We start from the raw sequence: 16,888 nt of genomic DNA, 5'->3' as shown, positions 1-16,888 counted from the left end.
GCCATCATGCTAAACGTGCGCGGCCTGTGGGCCGAATATCAGGGCAAACCTGCCTTACAGGATGTGTCACTGCAAATCGCATCTGGAGAGTTGGTCGTGGTATTGGGGCCATCAGGTTGCGGTAAAACCACGTTATTGAATCTAATTGCCGGATTTATGGAGCCTTCAGCTGGCAGCATCACTCTGGATGATATACCGGTTCACGGCCCGAGTGCCGAACGGGGAGTGGTGTTCCAGCATGAGGGCTTACTGCCGTGGCGGGATGTGGTCAGCAATGTGGAGTTTGGCCTGCAACTGGCAGGATTAAGCAAACAGCAGCGGCGCGAAACTGCCCTGAAAATGCTTCATCGGCTAGGGTTAGCTGGTTTTGAACATCACCTTATCTGGCAACTCTCTGGTGGGATGCGCCAACGAGTAGGGATTGCTCGTGCACTGGCGGTTGACCCGCGCTTGTTGCTGTTGGATGAGCCGTTTGGCGCGCTGGATGCTTTTACCCGCGAGCAGATGCAAGAACTGTTGCTGACTATTTGGCGTGATACCGGCAAACAAATTTTGCTGATCACCCACGATATCGAAGAGGCGGTGTTTCTGGCCAGCGAGCTGCTATTGCTGTCTCCAGGGCCGGGGCAGGTGGTCGAACGACTGTCGCTGAATTTTGGTCAGCGTTATGCCGCTGGTGAGCCATGCCGATCCATTAAGTCTGATCCTGAATTTATCGCCCGCCGCGAATATGTGTTGGGTAAAGTCTTCCAGCAACGGGAGGTATTGATATGAGCCTGCACAGCACGTTACGTAATCAAGCCGTCACGCTGCCGCTTCACCGCCTACCGGCTAACGATGAACCCCCGTTGATTGCCAAGAAGGCGGCTCGCCGTTTACCTGCGGGTAATGGCTTGTGGCTTAGCATCACTACTCTGATTGTGGTGGTCGCGTTGTGGTGGGCGGTGACGGCGTTACAGCTTATCAGCCCACTCTTTTTACCCGCGCCGCAGCAGGTATTACATCAGTTATTGGTGATTGCCAGCCCGCAGGGGTTTATGGATGCCACGCTATGGCAACATCTGGCCGCCAGTTTGGGGCGAATTCTTATCGCATTACTCGCTGCGGTCGCACTTGGTGTTCCAACGGGCATTGCGATGGGGCTAAGCAGCACCGTACGTGGTGTGTTGGACCCACTGATTGAGATTTATCGTCCCGTTCCCCCCTTAGCCTATTTGCCCCTTATGGTTATCTGGTTCGGCATTGGTGAAACCTCAAAGATCCTGCTGATTTATCTGGCGATATTTGCGCCGGTGACGTTAGCCGCTGTGGCTGGCGTGCGTAGCGTGGCACAGGTGCGGGTTAGAGCTGCTCGTGCATTGGGGGCCAGTCGCTGGCAGGTTTTATGGTTTGTGGTGCTCCCCAGCGCCTTGCCAGAAATCTTAACCGGTATCCGCATTGGGTTGGGTGTGGGGTGGTCAACGTTGGTGGCTGCTGAGCTTATTGCCGCTACGCGCGGATTAGGGTTTATGGTGCAATCAGCCGGTGAGTTTCTCGCAACCGATGTCGTCATCGCCGGCATCAGTGTGATTGCTATTATCGCTTTTGGTATGGAGCTAAGTTTGCGGGCGATCCAACGCCGGCTAACACCTTGGTATGGAGCACAGCAATGAATGAACGCTTGGTAGTCACGCCGTTAGGGCCGCATATTGGTGCTTTGGTTGAGAATATTAATATTGCCCGCCCGTTGGGTGATAGTCAGTTTGAACAGCTTTATCATGCGTTACTCAAGCATCAGGTACTGTTTTTCCGCAATCAACCCATCACGCCATTACAGCAGCGTGAACTGGCCGGGCGTTTTGGTGATTTACATATTCATCCGGTTTATCCGCACACCAAAGAGTGTGAGGAGATTATCGTGCTGGATACCCATGATAATAATCCGCCGGACAACGATAACTGGCACACCGACGTGACGTTTATCGCCAATCCGCCATTAGGTGCGATTCTGGCGGCAAAGCAGCTACCGTCAACCGGTGGTGATACCTTATGGAGCAGTGGGATTGCGGCTTATGAAGCGCTTTCTGCTCCGTTTAAACAGCTTTTGGCCGGTTTACAGGCCGAGCATGACTTTGCGCACTCCTTCCCCGAGCACAAACATCGTGCGACCCCGGAAGAGCATCAACGATGGCTACTGGCTAAAGAGAATAATCCGCCGATATTGCATCCGGTGGTACGTACCCATCCGGTGAGTGGGCGTCAGGCATTGTTCGTCAATGAAGGATTCACCACCCGAATCGTTGAATTGAGTGATAAAGAGAGCGATGCTTTACTGCGTTTCCTGTTTGCACACACCACCAAACCCGAGTTTCAAGTACGCTGGCGCTGGCAGCAGGATGATGTGGCGATGTGGGATAACCGTGTCACCCAGCACTATGCCAATGCCGATTATCTGCCACAACGGCGGGTGATGCATCGGGCGACTATTCTGGGGGATAGGCCGGTGTACCGGCCTGGTTAACGGGCGATTTGATTTAGTCTGTGATTAACAACGAGCGGGCCGCTGCGTCAACTGCATCAACGGTGATGTCATCAACCTGTGGCCCGGCATGTAACAACACATGGCGGGTTAACGGGTACCAGCGCCGGTATTTTTCTGGCCGCGACTCAAACAGTGCGACGACCGGGATCTGTAATGCTGAACTGATATGGACCGGTGCGCTATCAGCCGAAATAACCACATCCAATTGACTGGCTGCGGCCACGAACTCATCAACTGACGGTGTAAATAGACTTCGGCCGTGGATGCTCGCCAGTTGCTGTTCACTTGGCGGTGCGATGGGATCATATAAAATCACTATCTCGGCCTGATCACTGAGCTTCAGTGCCAACTGTTGCCACTTCTCCCACGACCAACGCCGTTGCGGTGATTTATTCGAGACAAACAGCCCGATACGTGGCCGCTTGCGTTCACCTAATTCTGCCTGCCATTTTGCCTGCAATTGTGGGTCAGGATAGAGATGTAATTTGAGCGTATCGATGTCGACCCGCCCCAGTTCGGGTAGCAGTGCAAAACCAGACAGCGCCTCATGGCGTATTGGCCGATTGGTCACATGGTCAGGATTGCGGTCATCAAATTCACTGCCCGGGTTATGCCAACGGCTATCGACCACATTAAGTTGTTTAGCGAACTGGATACTGTTTTTGTTCATGCCACCGTTAGGGATAACCAGTAAATCAAAACGTAAACATCGCAGTCGCCAAATCAGGGCCAGACGATTAAACAGCGCCTTGATCCTGCCCGGTTGTTGGTTTCTTTCACATTGCTTACTGTAAACGTAGGTGTGAACGGTACTGATATCGGGGTTACGTGCCAGTGCATCTCGATTGTATTTATTGGCCAGCACATGAATTTCGGCTGCTGGCCAGCGCTGCTTTAATGCATGTAATAAAGCAGTGGTACAAACCAGATCGCCAAGGAAATCAATTCGGATAACCAAAATGCGCTGCATCAATACATATTCCCAGAAGTAATTTTATGCCTTATTAAACATGAAAATTTCCTGAGTAATAACAAAAATAAACGTAAATTTGAGATCTATTTTGATAATGAATGCTTCTGCTGCGCATAACGCCATAGAGTGACTGATAAACGTACCGCTCGCCAGAACTCACTGATATTCCCCGCGCCCTGAAACAGCGCTTTGGGTAAGCCTAATGCCCTAAACTCAGCCGCGAGTGCCGAACGTTCTGGTGACGGGGATAATTTCTTACGCATCAACCCGAAAAAATGGCCGCTCTCCTGATTAGCGTGACGTAACAGCGCACGGCATAACGGCGGTTGTTGCGTGGCAGAAAGGTTAATTAGCGCGTTAATAATTCTAAGATAGCTATTGGCGCGAGCCACCAAGGCTTGGGGTAACGGAGAGTGGGTGATGGATAGTGGGTTGGTGCGATAACCATAAAATGGCGTATCACAGAAACCGACACGTTGTACGGCGAGTGCCAGATGGGTGGTCCACAGAATATCTTCATGTAGCATTCCAGGGATGAATGCGAGTTGATGGGCCGCGATCAATTCGCGCCGAATCAATTGTAGCCATACATAATGTGGCCACTCATTATGTTCAATACTGCGAATAACCCATTGCTGGCCGCTAAGTATCTCGCTCCACGGCTGTTTATGTAACAAGGGGCTGCTGGGCGCTAGGTGGGGATCAATGGTAAAGGTAAAACCATTACCTATCAGTAAATCTAATTGCTGCCGATTGGCCTGTTGCAACCAGGTTGATAAAGCATCAGAGGCCAGCCAGTCATCGCCATCAACAAAAGCAATCCAGGGGGCAGTTGCCCGAGCGATTCCAGCATTACGGGCCGCAGAAAGCCCCTGATTGGCCTGATTAACAATGACCAGCCGCGAATCACGGCGCGCGGCGGCTACTAATATCGTCAGGCTGTCATCGGTCGAACCATCATTGACGGCAATGATTTCCAATGACACACCCGACTGCTGGTACAATGAATCCAGTAGTTGTGTGAGGTAAGCGGCGCAATTAAATACCGGTACCACCACACTAATATCCTTATTAGCCATGACCTTATTATCCTTAATACTGGCGTTTTCTGAAAAGCGGTTATCCCGCTTCAAATATCTTAGTGAGGTTCTCCAACTGCTCCTGAGCATCTAGCCAGTGCATTTCAGTCTCTTCAAGTTTGGTTTTCACTTGCGTCTGCTGCTGTAAACATTGGGTCAAATCAGCCTTACGTGCAATATCGTATAAGGCAGAATCAGCCAATCGCTCTTCGATGACTGCCAGCTCGGTACTGAGCTTATCCATCTGTTTTTCCAGCGTCATAATCTGCTTACGCAATGGCTGAGTCTGGGTTCGGAACTCTGCCTCACGGCGTTTTTGATCTTTACGCTGTTGGGCACTATTACCGGACAACTCTTTTGTCGGATTATCCTGCTGGCTTTGCTGGCGCTGCACATCGACCAAAAATTGCTGGTAATCTTCTAAATCGCCGTCGAATTGCTCTACTTTGCCATCATGCACCAGATAGAGGTCATCGGTGGTGGAACGCAGTAAATGGCGGTCATGGGAAACCACCACCAATGCGCCTTCAAAATCAATCAAGGCTTCGGTTAGCGCCTGACGCATATCAAGATCAAGGTGGTTGGTTGGCTCATCGAGTAGCAATAGGTTAGGGCGCTGCCAGATAATCAGTGCCAGTACCAAACGCGCTTTTTCACCGCCGGAGAAGCGGGCTGTTGGGTCCGTAACCTGATCGCCCTGAAAACCGTAGCCACCTAAATAGTCGCGCAGTTGTTGTTCCGACTCTTTGGGTGCCAGGCGGCTCATATGCTGTAGCGGTGATTCATCCGCACGCAAAAACTCCAACTGATGCTGGGCGAAGTAACCCAGTTTAATCCCTTTGGATAAACCAATCTCACCGCTTTGTGGCTCTAATGTGCCGGCTAGCAACTTAATTAGCGTAGATTTACCCGCACCATTGCGCCCCAACAGACCGATGCGGGAGCCGGGGACCAGATTGAGCTTAATGGACTGCAAAATCGTACGATCACCATAGCCGGCGCTCACTTTCTCCATGCGGAGTAGGGGGTCAGGCAAACTTTCCGGTGTACGGAAGCTGAAGTGGAATGGATTATCCACATGGGCAGGTGCAATCAGTTCCATCCGCTCAAGCATCTTGATGCGGCTCTGAGCTTGTTTGGCTTTAGTCGCCTGTGCGCGGAAGCGGTCGATATAGCTTTGTAAATGCGCCACTTTTTCTTGCTGATGCTGATACATCGACTGCTGCTGCGAGAGCTTGGTCGCTCGCTGGCGTTCGAAAGATGAATAGTTACCGGTATATTCATTCAGCGTCTGCTGTTCAATATGCAGAATCTTATCAATAATAGGATCAAGGAAATCGCGGTCATGAGAAATTAATACCAGCGTGCCAGAATAGCTTTTCAGCCATTTTTCCAGCCAGATAACTGCATCCAAATCCAAGTGGTTGGTCGGTTCATCCAGCAGCAGTAAATCAGAGCGGCAAACCAGCGCTTGGGCCAGGTTAAGGCGCATGCGCCAGCCGCCAGAAAATGAACGTACCGGTTGCTGTAATTGCTCTTGAGAAAACCCCAGCCCGTGTAGCAAACTGGCGGCACGGGATTGAATTGTCCAGGCATGGATGGCATCAAGTTTGCCGTGCACGGTGGCGATGGCATGACCATCATTTTTTTCGTTAGCGGCCTGAAGTTCGGCCTCCAATTGGCGATATTCGCGGTCCCCGTCGATAACATACTCTATCGCCGGAATATCCAGGGCCGGGGTCTCTTGATTAACCCAGGCCAGTGCCCAGTTGCTGGGGAAAGTGGCATTGCCCCCATCGGCGCTCAGTTCGCCTTTGAGCAACGCCAGCAGGGTGGATTTACCACAACCGTTTTTGCCGACCAGCCCGACCTTTTGGCCAGGATTAATCGTTGCTGTAGCGTTGTCCAGCAAGACGCGGGTACCACGTCGTATTTGAAGCGAAGAAAAAACAATCATAGAGTGCCGTATGTTTAGAGTTTACCCGTCATACTTCAAGCTGCATGTGTGTTGGCTGCGCTCGCTCACCCGAATCACTTACTCAAGTAAGCTCATCGGGATTCTCTCGCTTGCCGCCTTCCTGCAACTCGAATTATTTTGGGTATATGTTAAATTATTATCCCCTGAGTTTTTGCCGCTACTTTCTGTAGAGCCAATGACTTTGGGTATAAATCTTAGTCTTTTTTGGTCTTTGCGGAGCATGGTAACGGAAAAACCGGACCCTGACGACGCTTTGGAGGGGAATGATGTCGCAGCCACCGAAGGTTTTGCTGCTGTATGCCCATCCGGAATCACAAGACTCGGTGGCAAACCGGGTTTTACTGCAACCGGTGCAGCAGTTAGAACATGTTACTGTGCACGATCTTTATGCACATTATCCTGATTTCTTTATTGATATTCACCATGAGCAGCAATTGCTACGTGAGCATCAAGTTATTGTATTTCAACATCCTCTCTATACCTACAGTTGCCCGGCGTTGCTGAAGGAGTGGCTGGACCGGGTATTAGCTCGTGGTTTTGCCAATGGTGTGGGTGGTCATGCTCTGACGGGTAAGTATTGGCGCTCGGTAATTACCACCGGCGAACCGGAAGGGGCCTATCGGGTAGGGGGCTATAACCGCTATCCGATGGAAGATATTCTGCGCCCTTTCGAATTGACAGCGGCTATGTGCCATATGCATTGGATGAACCCGATGATTATATACTGGGCACGACGTCAGAAACCGGAAGTCTTAGCCAGCCATGCGCAAGCTTATACGCAGTGGTTGCAGTCGCCGCTGCCTGCGGGAGGGCACTGATATATGGAAGGCTCAGCGCTACTTACTGCCATTTTATTATTTTTATTTGCCGCTGTGGTTGCGGTCCCTATTGCTCAACGCCTGGGTATTGGTGCGGTGTTGGGTTATCTGATAGCCGGTATTGCTATTGGTCCATGGGGGTTAGGTTTTATACGTGATGTTGACGAAATACTGCACTTCTCCGAGCTTGGTGTGGTGTTTCTGATGTTTATCATTGGGTTGGAGTTGAATCCAGCCAAGCTATGGCAGTTGCGGCGCTCTATTTTTGGTGTCGGGGCGGGTCAGGTCGTTATTACAGCAGCAGTATTGGGGGCATTACTCTATTTCACCCAATTCGCCTGGCAGGCGGCGGTTATCGGTGGCATTGGTTTAGCAATGTCCTCGACCGCGATGGCATTGCAGCTAATGCGGGAAAAAGGCATGAACCGCAACGAAGGCGGGCAGCTCGGATTCTCGGTGTTACTGTTCCAGGATATGGCGGTTATACCTGCTTTGGCGTTGATCCCTATTCTGGCGGGGGGCGGTGGTGCTGCCAATGATTGGGTCAAAATTGGTATTAAAGTTGCGGCGTTTGCGGGCATGTTGATTGGTGGTCGCTATCTGCTGCGCCCCTTGTTTCGCTATATTGTCGCCTCTGGTGTGCGGGAGGTTTTTACTGCCGCCGCATTACTGGTGGTATTAGGTTCTGCACTGTTTATGGATGCATTGGGCCTATCGATGGCGTTAGGGACATTTATCGCCGGGATATTACTGGCCGAAAGTGAATTTCAGCACGAACTGGAAATTGCCATCGAACCTTTTAAAGGGTTATTGCTCGGGTTGTTCTTTATTTCGGTTGGGATGGCGCTGAATCTTGGTGTGCTATTCACTCACCTGCTGGATGTGTTGTTAGGTGTGCTGGCGCTGGTATTTATCAAAGGCACCGTATTGTATGGTTTGGCACGTACATTTGGCTTGCGCCGTTCGGTGCGCTTGCAATTTGCCGGAGTGCTCAGTCAGGGCGGTGAATTTGCTTTCGTCTTGTTCTCCGCTGCATTCTCTCAACATGTTCTAAATGCTGAACAACTGGCATTGCTGCTGGTGGTGGTTACGTTGTCGATGATGACGACACCATTATTGATGCAGGCTATCGATCGCATTCTGATCCGCCGTTATAACGCGCAGGAAGAGAGCGATGAGAAGCCGTTCGTGGAAGATAATGATCCGCAGGTGATTATTGTTGGTTTTGGGCGATTTGGTCAGGTGATTGGCCGCCTACTGATGGCGAACAAAATGCGTATTACCGTGTTAGAACGTGATGTCAGTGCGGTGAGTGTGATGCGCAAATACGGTTACAAAGTCTATTACGGCGATGCCACCGAATTGGAACTGTTGCGGGCCGCCGGCGCGGAAAAAGCTAAAGCTATTGTTATCACCTGTAATGAGCCGGAAGATACCATGACATTGGTGCATCTGTGCCAGCAACATTTCCCTGACTTGCACATTCTGGCGCGTGCCAGAGGGCGTGTTGAAGCACATGAACTGTTGCAAAATGGCGTCAAAGACTTCACCCGCGAAACCTTTTCCAGTGCGCTGGAGTTGGGACGTAAAACGCTATTGGGATTGGGAATGCATCCACATCAAGCTTATCGGGCGCAACAACATTTCCGCCGTCTTGATATGCGGATGCTGCGTGAATTGGTGCCGCAGCATCATGGTGATGTGGCGCAAATCTCCAGAGTTAAAGAGGCCCGCCGTGAACTGGAAGATATTTTCCAGCGAGAAATGCTACACGAAAGTCGGCAGTTAGATGGGTGGGATGAATACGAATAATGTCGGAGAAAACGATGACAAGTGCTCTTAATAAGACAAAAACGCGCAAAAGATTTATCGCTGGAGCGGTTTGTCCAAAATGTAAGGCATTGGATACATTGGCTTTATGGCGTGAAGATCAGGTAGAGGTGGTCGAGTGTGTCAAGTGTGGTCACCATCAACGCCAGACGGATGAACAGGTCAATCAACACGTCCGCCCGCATGAACAAGTGATCGGTATTTTCCATCCCGAGTAGCGTTATCCTTCGCGATTTTTTATGCTGGTGGGTACAGCGGTGCAGATTTCAGCTACAATCTGTGCCAATTTTTGTTCCAAGGGTAGGAGATATCATGAAAGTAGCAAAAGACTTGGTGGTCAGCCTGGCTTACCAGGTACGTACAGAAGACGGTGTTTTAGTTGATGAGTCTCCGGTGAGTGCGCCGTTGGACTACTTGCATGGACACGGTTCCCTGATCGCTGGTTTGGAAAAAGCGCTCGAAGGTCATGAAGCTGGCGACAGCTTTGATGTGCGCGTGAATGCAGACGAAGGCTACGGCAGCTATGATGAAAATCTGGTGCAGCGCGTACCGAAAGACGTCTTTATGGGCGTTGACGAGCTGGAAGTTGGCATGCGTTTCCTGGCTGATACCGATCAAGGTCCAGTACCGGTAGAGATCACTGCTGTTGAAGATGAGCACGTGGTGGTTGATGGTAACCACATGCTGGCGGGTCAGGATCTGAACTTCCACGTTGAAGTGGTTGCTATCCGTGAAGCAACAGAAGAAGAGCTGCAACATGGCCACGTACATGGCGAGCATGATCATCATCATGAACACGGTGATGGTTGCTGCGGCGGTCATGGCCATGATGAGGGTGACCACGATCATGAACAGGGTAAAGGTGGTTGTGGTAAGGGCGGCTGTGGCTGTCACTAAGATCTGACCTGTTACTAAAATTTGACATGGTCAGTCAAAAGCCAGCCTTGCGGCTGGCTTTTTGCTATCCGCATTAATAATGCGGAGGCGGTGTCTCTTCTGCTGGCGAGGCCATCATGGAAGACTGAGATTCGCGCAGTTTATCGGTCAACAAACGCAGATGCTCCCGCAATTTGGTCATTTCCATTTGGTGCTCCGTCACGATCAAATTGAGTTCCTCAATCGTCACTTCCTGAAATGCCAGACGGCTTTCCAGCATTTCCAGCCGTTGTTCAAACAGGGATTGTTCCATATTAATTTCCTCTCATGACTGCAAACCATACCCTCTTATTACTTCCTATTTGATACTCATAGAGAAAAAACAGGGGAGGGGCGATTCTACCTGTAAAACGCCGTGATTGCCTTGCGAGGGTCAAGATATCGATAAAACGAAACTTCTTGTAGTAAAAAAAGTCTTAATATCACTTAATAGCATCAGCATAGAGATTGTTTTGTGTTCGCACAGACAGTTATAGTACAAGTTACACTTATAATCGTTGCTTGGGGTAAGTGTCCTTAAGCCAATGGAGAAATGGATGAAATCACTGTTTAAAGTAACGCTACTGGCTACCACCATGGCGCTGACCCTGAATACCTCTGCTACTTTCGCTGCTGAAGCAGCTAAAACCGCAGCCGCGCCAGCAACGACCAATAGCGCATTTAAAAATGATGACCAGCAATCTGCTTATGCATTAGGCGCATCATTAGGGCGTTACATGGATAATTCCCTAAAAGAACAAGAAAAGCTGGGTATTAAACTGGATAAAGACCAGTTGATCGCCGGTGTTCAGGACGCGTTTGCTAACAAAAGCAAACTGACTGATGCAGAAATTGAAAGCACTCTGCAAAGTTTTGAAGCTCGCGTAAAAGCTTCTGCTCAGGCAAAAATGGAGCAGGACGCTAAAGAAAATGCCGATAAGGGCGCTAAGTATCGCGATACTTTCGCTAAAGAAAAAGATGTGAAGAAAACCGAATCTGGCCTGCTGTACAAAGTAGAGAAAGCCGGTACTGGTGAAGCACCAAAAGACAGTGATACCGTGGTTGTTAATTACAAAGGGACACTGACTGATGGCACTGAGTTTGATAACTCCTACAAGCGTGGTGAGCCATTATCCTTCCGCTTGGACGGTGTTATCCCAGGTTGGACTGAAGGCCTGAAGCAAATCAAAAAAGGTGGCAAGATCACTCTGGTTATCCCACCAGAACTGGCTTACGGCAAAACTGGCGTCCCAGGTATCCCAGCTAACTCTACTCTGGTATTCGATGTAGAACTGTTAGATGTGAAAGCGGCGCCAAAAGCTGATGCTCCAGAAGAGCAACCAGCAGCAGCTGCAGGCGAAAAAGCGAAGAAGTAATTCAGCTTAGTTCACCGATTCTGCTTATAACCGCTGCGATAATTGTCGTGGCGGTTTTTTTTGCGGCACATCTATCAATTTTCACTTCTGTTCGTTGATAACTTGACGGTTTATGGCTTGTGGGCTTAACGTCAATATCACGCGCAAACGCAAGGATTTTATCTCAGCATATTTGCTAGACTTAAAATCTAAGATATTGAGTTATGAGTCTGCCAACGATATTGAGACAGGCTTTACCTAGAGGATGGTGTCTTCGATGTCTAATTCGCTTCTCAGTAGCGAAACCAGTGAACTGGATTTACTGGATGAACGTCCGTTCAGTCAGACGGACCATGAAATACTAAAATCATACGAAGCTGTCGTTGATGGCTTAGCTATGCTTATTGGCGGCCACTGTGAAATTGTTCTGCACTCACTGGAAGATCTGAAAAGCTCTGCGGTAAGAATTGCGAATGGAGAACACACTGGAAGGCAAATTGGTTCACCGATAACCGACTTGGCTCTACGGATGTTGCACGATATGGCCGGTGCTGACAGCAGTGTTTCAAGAGCTTATTTCACCCGAGCCAAAAGTGGTGTACTGATGAAATCAGTCACTATCGCTATCCGTAACCGTGACCAGCGTGTTATTGGCTTGCTGTGCATCAACATGAATCTGGATGTGCCTTTCTCACAAATCATCCAAACGTTTATGCCGCCGGAAACGCAGGAAGTTGCTTCCTCGGTCAACTTTGCCTCATCTGTTGATGATTTGGTGGCGCAAACACTTGAATTTACCATCGAAGAAGTCAATGCGGACCGTAATGTTTCTAACAATGCGAAGAACCGCCAAGTGGTACTTAATCTTTATGAAAAGGGTATTTTTGATATCAAAGATGCCATCAATCAGGTTGCAGAACGGCTTAATATCTCTAAACACACCGTCTATCTTTACATTCGCCAATTCAAAAGTGGCGACCTTGTAGGGCACGACCGTTAATGTCTGGCGTGAAAAGATATTGTCTTATGGTCACTGGGCCTGCTTATGGTACGCAGCAGGCCAGTAGTGCTTATCAATTCGCACAAGCGCTGATAAATTCAGGTCACAGTTTGGTGAGTGTTTTCTTCTATCGCGAAGGCGTTTTGAACGCTAACCAATTAACTGCCCCTGCCAGTGATGAATTTGACTTGGTAAGGGCGTGGCAACAATTGGCGGCTGAACATGCTGTTATGTTGCATGTGTGTGTGGCGGCGGCATTACGCCGTGGTGTAACCGACCAACAGGAAGCCGAACAACTCAATCTTGCGGCAGCGAATCTGCAACCGGGTTTTACCTTAACCGGCCTGGGTGCGTTAGCCGAAGCTGCATTGACCTGTGATCGCATGGTGCAATTTTAATGGCAATGAAACGTGTCGCTTTTGTTTTCACCCAAGGTCCGCATGGCAATTCGGCAGGGCGGGAAGGGTTGGATGCCTTACTGGCTACATCGGCATTAAGCGAAGATTTAGGTGTATTCTTTCTGTCAGATGGTGTTTTGCAGCTATTACCTCAGCAACAACCGGAAATAATTCTCGCCAGAAACTATATTGCCACTTTCGGTGTCTTACCCCTGTACGATGTTGAGAATTGTTATATCTGCGAAGCCTCATTAGAGCAACGCGGGTTGAGTGGTGTGACGAACTGGATCCTTGCTGTCGAGGTATTATCTCCGGTAAATTTACGTCGCCAATTGGCAACTTATGATGTTGTGCTAACTTTTTAATGGGATTTGGGTCGCTATAATGCTGTATACCGTCAGTCATTCTCCTTATCGTTGCGATTTATCTGCTTTGCTGAGATTAGTCACATCCGAAGATGAGATTCTCTTTCTACAAGATGGCGTTATGACTGTTTTGAAAAACAGTGAAAGTCTTAAGCTATTGTTAAATAACCCCGCTTCTCTATTTGTGTTAGAAGATGACGTTATTGCACGTGGTTTGTCTGGTCAAATTTCAGACAGCGCTACGCTAATCGGCTATACTCACTTCGTGGATTTGACCCTAAAACATCAGCAACAACTGGCATGGTAATGCAGTCAATGCTGTATATTTCTTGACACCTTAGATAGTCAGCCATAAAATTCTGCGTCCTCGTTCTCTGCCAGTCGTGCAAACGAGGGGGATTTATCACGTGTTTACGAAGCAAAAAACCAGGAGCTTTTTTAATAATGGCAACGATTAACCAGCTGGTTCGCAAGCCACGCAGCATGAAGGTTGCTAAAAGCAACGTTCCTGCGCTGGAAGCATGCCCGCAGAAACGTGGTGTATGTACCCGCGTATATACCACCACCCCGAAAAAACCTAACTCCGCACTGCGTAAAGTTTGCCGTGTGCGTTTAACTAACGGTTTTGAAGTCACCTCCTACATCGGCGGTGAAGGTCATAACCTACAGGAACACTCCGTGATCCTGATCCGTGGCGGTCGTGTAAAAGACTTGCCAGGTGTGCGTTACCACACCGTCCGCGGCGCGCTTGACTGCTCAGGTGTTAAAGACCGTAAGCAATCACGTTCTAAGTACGGCGTGAAGAAGCCAAAGGCTTAATGGTTCTCCGTTAAGTAAGGCCAAACATTTTCACATTAATGTCAAAATAAACTCTTAGAGTTTTGGACAACCCTGAATTAACAACGGAGTATTTTCATGCCACGTCGTCGTGTAATTGGTCAGCGTAAAATTTTGCCAGATCCTAAGTTCGGATCTGAATTGCTGGCTAAATTTGTAAATATCCTGATGGTAGATGGTAAAAAATCTACTGCAGAAGCAATCGTCTATACCGCGCTGGAAACCCTGGCTCAGCGTTCTGGTAAAGATTTTCTGGAAGCTTTCGAAGTAGCTCTGGATAACGTGCGCCCGACTGTCGAAGTTAAGTCTCGCCGCGTTGGTGGTTCTACTTATCAGGTACCAGTTGAAGTTCGTCCGGTTCGTCGTAATGCCTTGGCAATGCGTTGGATCGTTGATGCTGCTCGTAAACGCGGTGATAAATCCATGGCTTTGCGCTTGGCGAATGAACTGTCTGACGCAGCAGAGAACAAAGGTTCTGCTGTTAAGAAACGTGAAGACGTTCACCGTATGGCCGAAGCTAACAAGGCGTTCGCGCACTACCGCTGGTAATTACCACGCAGTAGCTATGCTAACCATGCGGGCGCTTTAATAGTTAACCCGCATGGTTAATCGAATGAACGCCTAAGGCAATAGAGGAATCAAATGGCTCGTAAAACACCCATTGAGCGCTATCGTAATATCGGTATCAGCGCTCACATCGACGCCGGTAAGACAACCACTACCGAACGTATCCTGTTTTACACCGGTGTAAACCATAAGATCGGTGAAGTTCATAACGGCGCAGCCACTATGGACTGGATGGAACAAGAGCAGGAACGTGGTATTACCATTACTTCTGCGGCTACTACCTGCTTCTGGTCTGGTATGGCTAAACAGTATGAACCACATCACATCAATATCATTGACACCCCAGGGCACGTTGACTTCACCATTGAAGTTGAACGTTCTATGCGTGTTCTTGACGGTGCGGTAATGGTTTACTGTGCAGTTGGTGGTGTTCAGCCACAGTCTGAGACCGTATGGCGTCAGGCGAACAAATATAAAGTCCCACGCATTGCGTTCGTTAACAAAATGGACCGCATGGGTGCTAACTTCCTGAAAGTTGTTGGCCAGCTTAAAGCTCGTCTGGGCGCGAATCCAGTTCCATTGCAACTGGCAATCGGCGCGGAAGAGAAATTCACTGGTGTTATCGATCTAGTGAAAATGAAAGCGATCAACTGGAATGAAGCCGATCTGGGTGTGACCTTCGAATACGAAGAGATCCCTGCTGATATGGCTGAGCTGGCTGCTGAATGGCACCAGAATCTGGTTGAATCGGCTGCAGAAGCGTCTGAAGAGCTGATGGACAAGTATTTGGGCGGCGAAGAGCTGACCGAAGAAGAAATCAAGAAAGCTCTGCGTCAACGTGTTCTGCGCAACGAAATTATCTTGGTTACCTGTGGCTCTGCGTTTAAAAACAAAGGCGTACAGGCAATGCTGGATGCCGTTATCGATTATCTGCCAGCGCCAACTGACGTTGAAGCAATCAACGGTATTTTGGACGATGGTAAAGATACTCCGGCTGTTCGTCATTCAGACGACAAAGAGCCGTTCTCTGCATTGGCATTCAAAATTGCTACCGACCCGTTTGTGGGTAACCTGACATTCTTCCGTGTGTACTCTGGCATTGTTAACTCCGGTGACACTGTGCTGAACTCAGTACGTTCGCGTGAAGAGCGTTTGGGTCGTATCGTACAGATGCATGCCAACAAACGTGAAGAGATCAAAGAAGTTCGCGCAGGTGACATCGCAGCAGCGATCGGCCTGAAAGACGTGACGACGGGTGACACCTTATGTGATCCAAAGCATGTGATCATTCTGGAACGTATGGAGTTCCCTGAGCCGGTTATCTCTGTTGCCGTTGAACCAAAAACCAAAGCCGACCAGGAAAAAATGGGTATGGCTCTGGGGCGTCTGGCAAAAGAAGATCCATCATTCCGTGTGTGGACTGACGAAGAATCAGGTCAGACTATCATCGCTGGTATGGGTGAGCTGCACTTGGATATCCTGGTTGACCGTATGCGCCGCGAATTTAGCGTGGAAGCAAACATCGGTAAACCTCAGGTTGCTTACCGTGAAACTATCCGCGATACCGTCAAGGACGTGGAAGGTAAGCACGCTAAGCAGTCAGGCGGTCGTGGTCAGTACGGTCATGTTGTTATCGATATGTCTCCGTTACCACCGGGTGGCGCTGGGTATGAATTCGTCAACGAAATCGTTGGTGGTTCTATTCCTAAAGAGTTCATCCCTGCTGTTGATAAAGGTATCCAGGAACAACTGAAATCCGGTCCTCTGGCTGGTTATCCGGTTGTGGACGTTAAAGTGCGTCTGCACTACGGTTCTTACCATGATGTTGACTCCTCAGAATTGGCGTTTAAATTAGCCGGTTCTATCGCCTTTAAAGAAGGTTTCAAACGAGCTAAACCAGTTCTGCTTGAGCCAATAATGAAGGTTGAAATCGAAACCCCTGAAGATTATGCGGGTGACGTAATGGGTGACCTGAGTCGTCGTCGTGGCATGATCGAAGGTATGGAAGATACGTTAACTGGTAAGACTATTCGTGCCCAGGTTCCGTTGTCTGAAATGTTCGGTTATGCTACTGACCTGCGCTCTCAGACCCAGGGCCGTGCTTCATACTCTATGGAGTTCCTGAAGTATGCTGAAGCGCCGAGTAACGTCGCTCAAGCCGTTATCGAAGCCCGTGGCAAATAAGCTTTCGGGTTTAAAACAATGATCCAGTGCTCTCTCATAAGTGGTAGAGCACCAGAGTAAGGAATATA

General features: G+C 49.2%; 19 protein-coding genes. 15 read left to right on the top strand and 4 right to left on the bottom strand.

Annotated elements, in window-relative coordinates:
- The first annotated feature begins 6 nt into the window (after window positions 1-6).
- The 3 genes from tauB to tauD are packed head-to-tail and all read left to right on the top strand — an operon-like array spanning window position 7 to window position 2,500.
- The gene (tauB, locus tag V2A85_RS03060) at window positions 7-774 is read left to right on the top strand and encodes a taurine ABC transporter ATP-binding subunit (protein ID WP_420070866.1); all 768 of its coding nucleotides are present in this window, start codon (window positions 7-9) and stop codon (window positions 772-774) included.
- A complete protein-coding gene (gene tauC, locus V2A85_RS03055; protein ID WP_372560340.1) occupies window positions 771-1,652 on the top strand; it encodes a taurine ABC transporter permease TauC in 882 nt (293 codons plus the stop codon). Before tauB ends, tauC begins: the two co-directional genes overlap by 4 nt.
- Window positions 1,649-2,500, top strand: a complete 852-nt coding sequence (gene tauD / locus V2A85_RS03050; RefSeq protein WP_420070865.1) for a taurine dioxygenase — start codon at window positions 1,649-1,651, stop codon at window positions 2,498-2,500. The genes tauC and tauD overlap by 4 nt, the downstream gene beginning before the upstream one ends.
- A gap of 13 nt (window positions 2,501-2,513) precedes the next feature.
- Here tauD and V2A85_RS03045 read toward each other — a convergent pair whose 3' ends face one another.
- The 3 genes from V2A85_RS03045 to V2A85_RS03035 all read right to left on the bottom strand — a co-directional run bounded on the left by V2A85_RS03045 (window position 2,514) and on the right by V2A85_RS03035 (window position 6,530).
- A complete protein-coding gene (locus V2A85_RS03045) occupies window positions 2,514-3,491 on the bottom strand; it encodes a glycosyltransferase family 9 protein (RefSeq protein ID WP_420070864.1) in 978 nt (325 codons plus the stop codon).
- A gap of 86 nt (window positions 3,492-3,577) precedes the next feature.
- On the bottom strand, window positions 3,578-4,573 hold the full coding sequence (locus tag V2A85_RS03040; protein WP_420070863.1) for a glycosyltransferase: 996 nt from the start codon (window positions 4,571-4,573) through the stop codon (window positions 3,578-3,580).
- A gap of 40 nt (window positions 4,574-4,613) precedes the next feature.
- Window positions 4,614-6,530 carry an ABC transporter ATP-binding protein gene (locus tag V2A85_RS03035; protein WP_372560344.1) on the bottom strand — a complete coding sequence of 639 codons (1,917 nt, stop codon included), beginning with the start codon at window positions 6,528-6,530 and terminating at the stop codon, window positions 4,614-4,616.
- A 287-nt stretch (window positions 6,531-6,817) separates the two neighbouring features.
- Between V2A85_RS03035 and kefG the strand changes: the two genes are divergently transcribed.
- The 4 genes from kefG (at window position 6,818) to slyD (ending at window position 10,096) form a co-directional block, all read left to right on the top strand.
- Complete coding sequence (gene kefG, locus V2A85_RS03030; protein WP_372560690.1) at window positions 6,818-7,369, top strand: glutathione-regulated potassium-efflux system ancillary protein KefG; 552 nt, start codon at window positions 6,818-6,820, stop codon at window positions 7,367-7,369.
- Between the two features lie 3 nt (window positions 7,370-7,372).
- Entirely contained in the window at window positions 7,373-9,181 is a 1,809-nt protein-coding gene (kefB, locus tag V2A85_RS03025; RefSeq protein WP_083161175.1) for a glutathione-regulated potassium-efflux system protein KefB, read from the top strand.
- Window positions 9,182-9,195: 14 nt separating this feature from the next.
- Complete coding sequence (locus V2A85_RS03020) at window positions 9,196-9,417, top strand: YheV family putative zinc ribbon protein (protein WP_372560345.1); 222 nt, start codon at window positions 9,196-9,198, stop codon at window positions 9,415-9,417.
- Between the two features lie 94 nt (window positions 9,418-9,511).
- Window positions 9,512-10,096 carry a peptidylprolyl isomerase gene (slyD, locus tag V2A85_RS03015; protein ID WP_420070862.1) on the top strand — a complete coding sequence of 195 codons (585 nt, stop codon included), beginning with the start codon at window positions 9,512-9,514 and terminating at the stop codon, window positions 10,094-10,096.
- Between the two features lie 73 nt (window positions 10,097-10,169).
- On the opposite strand, the gene V2A85_RS03010 is transcribed toward slyD, so the two are convergent.
- Complete coding sequence (locus V2A85_RS03010; RefSeq protein ID WP_005186209.1) at window positions 10,170-10,388, bottom strand: protein SlyX; 219 nt, start codon at window positions 10,386-10,388, stop codon at window positions 10,170-10,172.
- Between the two features lie 283 nt (window positions 10,389-10,671).
- Here V2A85_RS03010 and fkpA point away from each other — a divergent pair, with 283 nt between their 5' ends.
- The 8 genes from fkpA (at window position 10,672) to fusA (ending at window position 16,820) form a co-directional block, all read left to right on the top strand.
- Window positions 10,672-11,490 carry an FKBP-type peptidyl-prolyl cis-trans isomerase gene (fkpA, locus tag V2A85_RS03005; protein WP_372560347.1) on the top strand — a complete coding sequence of 273 codons (819 nt, stop codon included), beginning with the start codon at window positions 10,672-10,674 and terminating at the stop codon, window positions 11,488-11,490.
- A 256-nt stretch (window positions 11,491-11,746) separates the two neighbouring features.
- Window positions 11,747-12,469 carry a helix-turn-helix transcriptional regulator gene (locus tag V2A85_RS03000; protein ID WP_032906602.1) on the top strand — a complete coding sequence of 241 codons (723 nt, stop codon included), beginning with the start codon at window positions 11,747-11,749 and terminating at the stop codon, window positions 12,467-12,469.
- Window positions 12,469-12,867, top strand: a complete 399-nt coding sequence (tusD, locus tag V2A85_RS02995; RefSeq protein WP_083161172.1) for a sulfurtransferase complex subunit TusD — start codon at window positions 12,469-12,471, stop codon at window positions 12,865-12,867. The genes V2A85_RS03000 and tusD overlap by 1 nt, the downstream gene beginning before the upstream one ends.
- Window positions 12,867-13,232, top strand: a complete 366-nt coding sequence (gene tusC / locus V2A85_RS02990) for a sulfurtransferase complex subunit TusC (protein WP_372560348.1) — start codon at window positions 12,867-12,869, stop codon at window positions 13,230-13,232. Before tusD ends, tusC begins: the two co-directional genes overlap by 1 nt.
- A gap of 19 nt (window positions 13,233-13,251) precedes the next feature.
- Window positions 13,252-13,539 (top strand): sulfurtransferase complex subunit TusB, encoded by a 288-nt coding sequence (tusB, locus tag V2A85_RS02985; RefSeq protein WP_049601300.1) that lies wholly within the window; start codon window positions 13,252-13,254, stop codon window positions 13,537-13,539.
- Window positions 13,540-13,676: 137 nt separating this feature from the next.
- Window positions 13,677-14,051: a 30S ribosomal protein S12 gene (gene rpsL, locus V2A85_RS02980; RefSeq protein ID WP_002212323.1), complete on the top strand. Its 375-nt coding sequence runs from the start codon at window positions 13,677-13,679 to the stop codon at window positions 14,049-14,051.
- A gap of 96 nt (window positions 14,052-14,147) precedes the next feature.
- A complete protein-coding gene (gene rpsG, locus V2A85_RS02975) occupies window positions 14,148-14,618 on the top strand; it encodes a 30S ribosomal protein S7 (RefSeq protein ID WP_002212324.1) in 471 nt (156 codons plus the stop codon).
- A 93-nt stretch (window positions 14,619-14,711) separates the two neighbouring features.
- Complete coding sequence (fusA, locus tag V2A85_RS02970; RefSeq protein WP_083161170.1) at window positions 14,712-16,820, top strand: elongation factor G; 2,109 nt, start codon at window positions 14,712-14,714, stop codon at window positions 16,818-16,820.
- Window positions 16,821-16,888 lie beyond the last annotated feature (68 nt).

This window comes from Yersinia sp. 1252 StPb PI (assembly GCF_048593885.1).
Taxonomy (GTDB): Bacteria; Pseudomonadota; Gammaproteobacteria; order Enterobacterales; family Enterobacteriaceae; genus Yersinia; species Yersinia enterocolitica_E.
The sequence above is the reverse complement of the archived record's forward strand: the minus strand, read 5'-3'. Positions and strand labels throughout refer to the sequence as shown.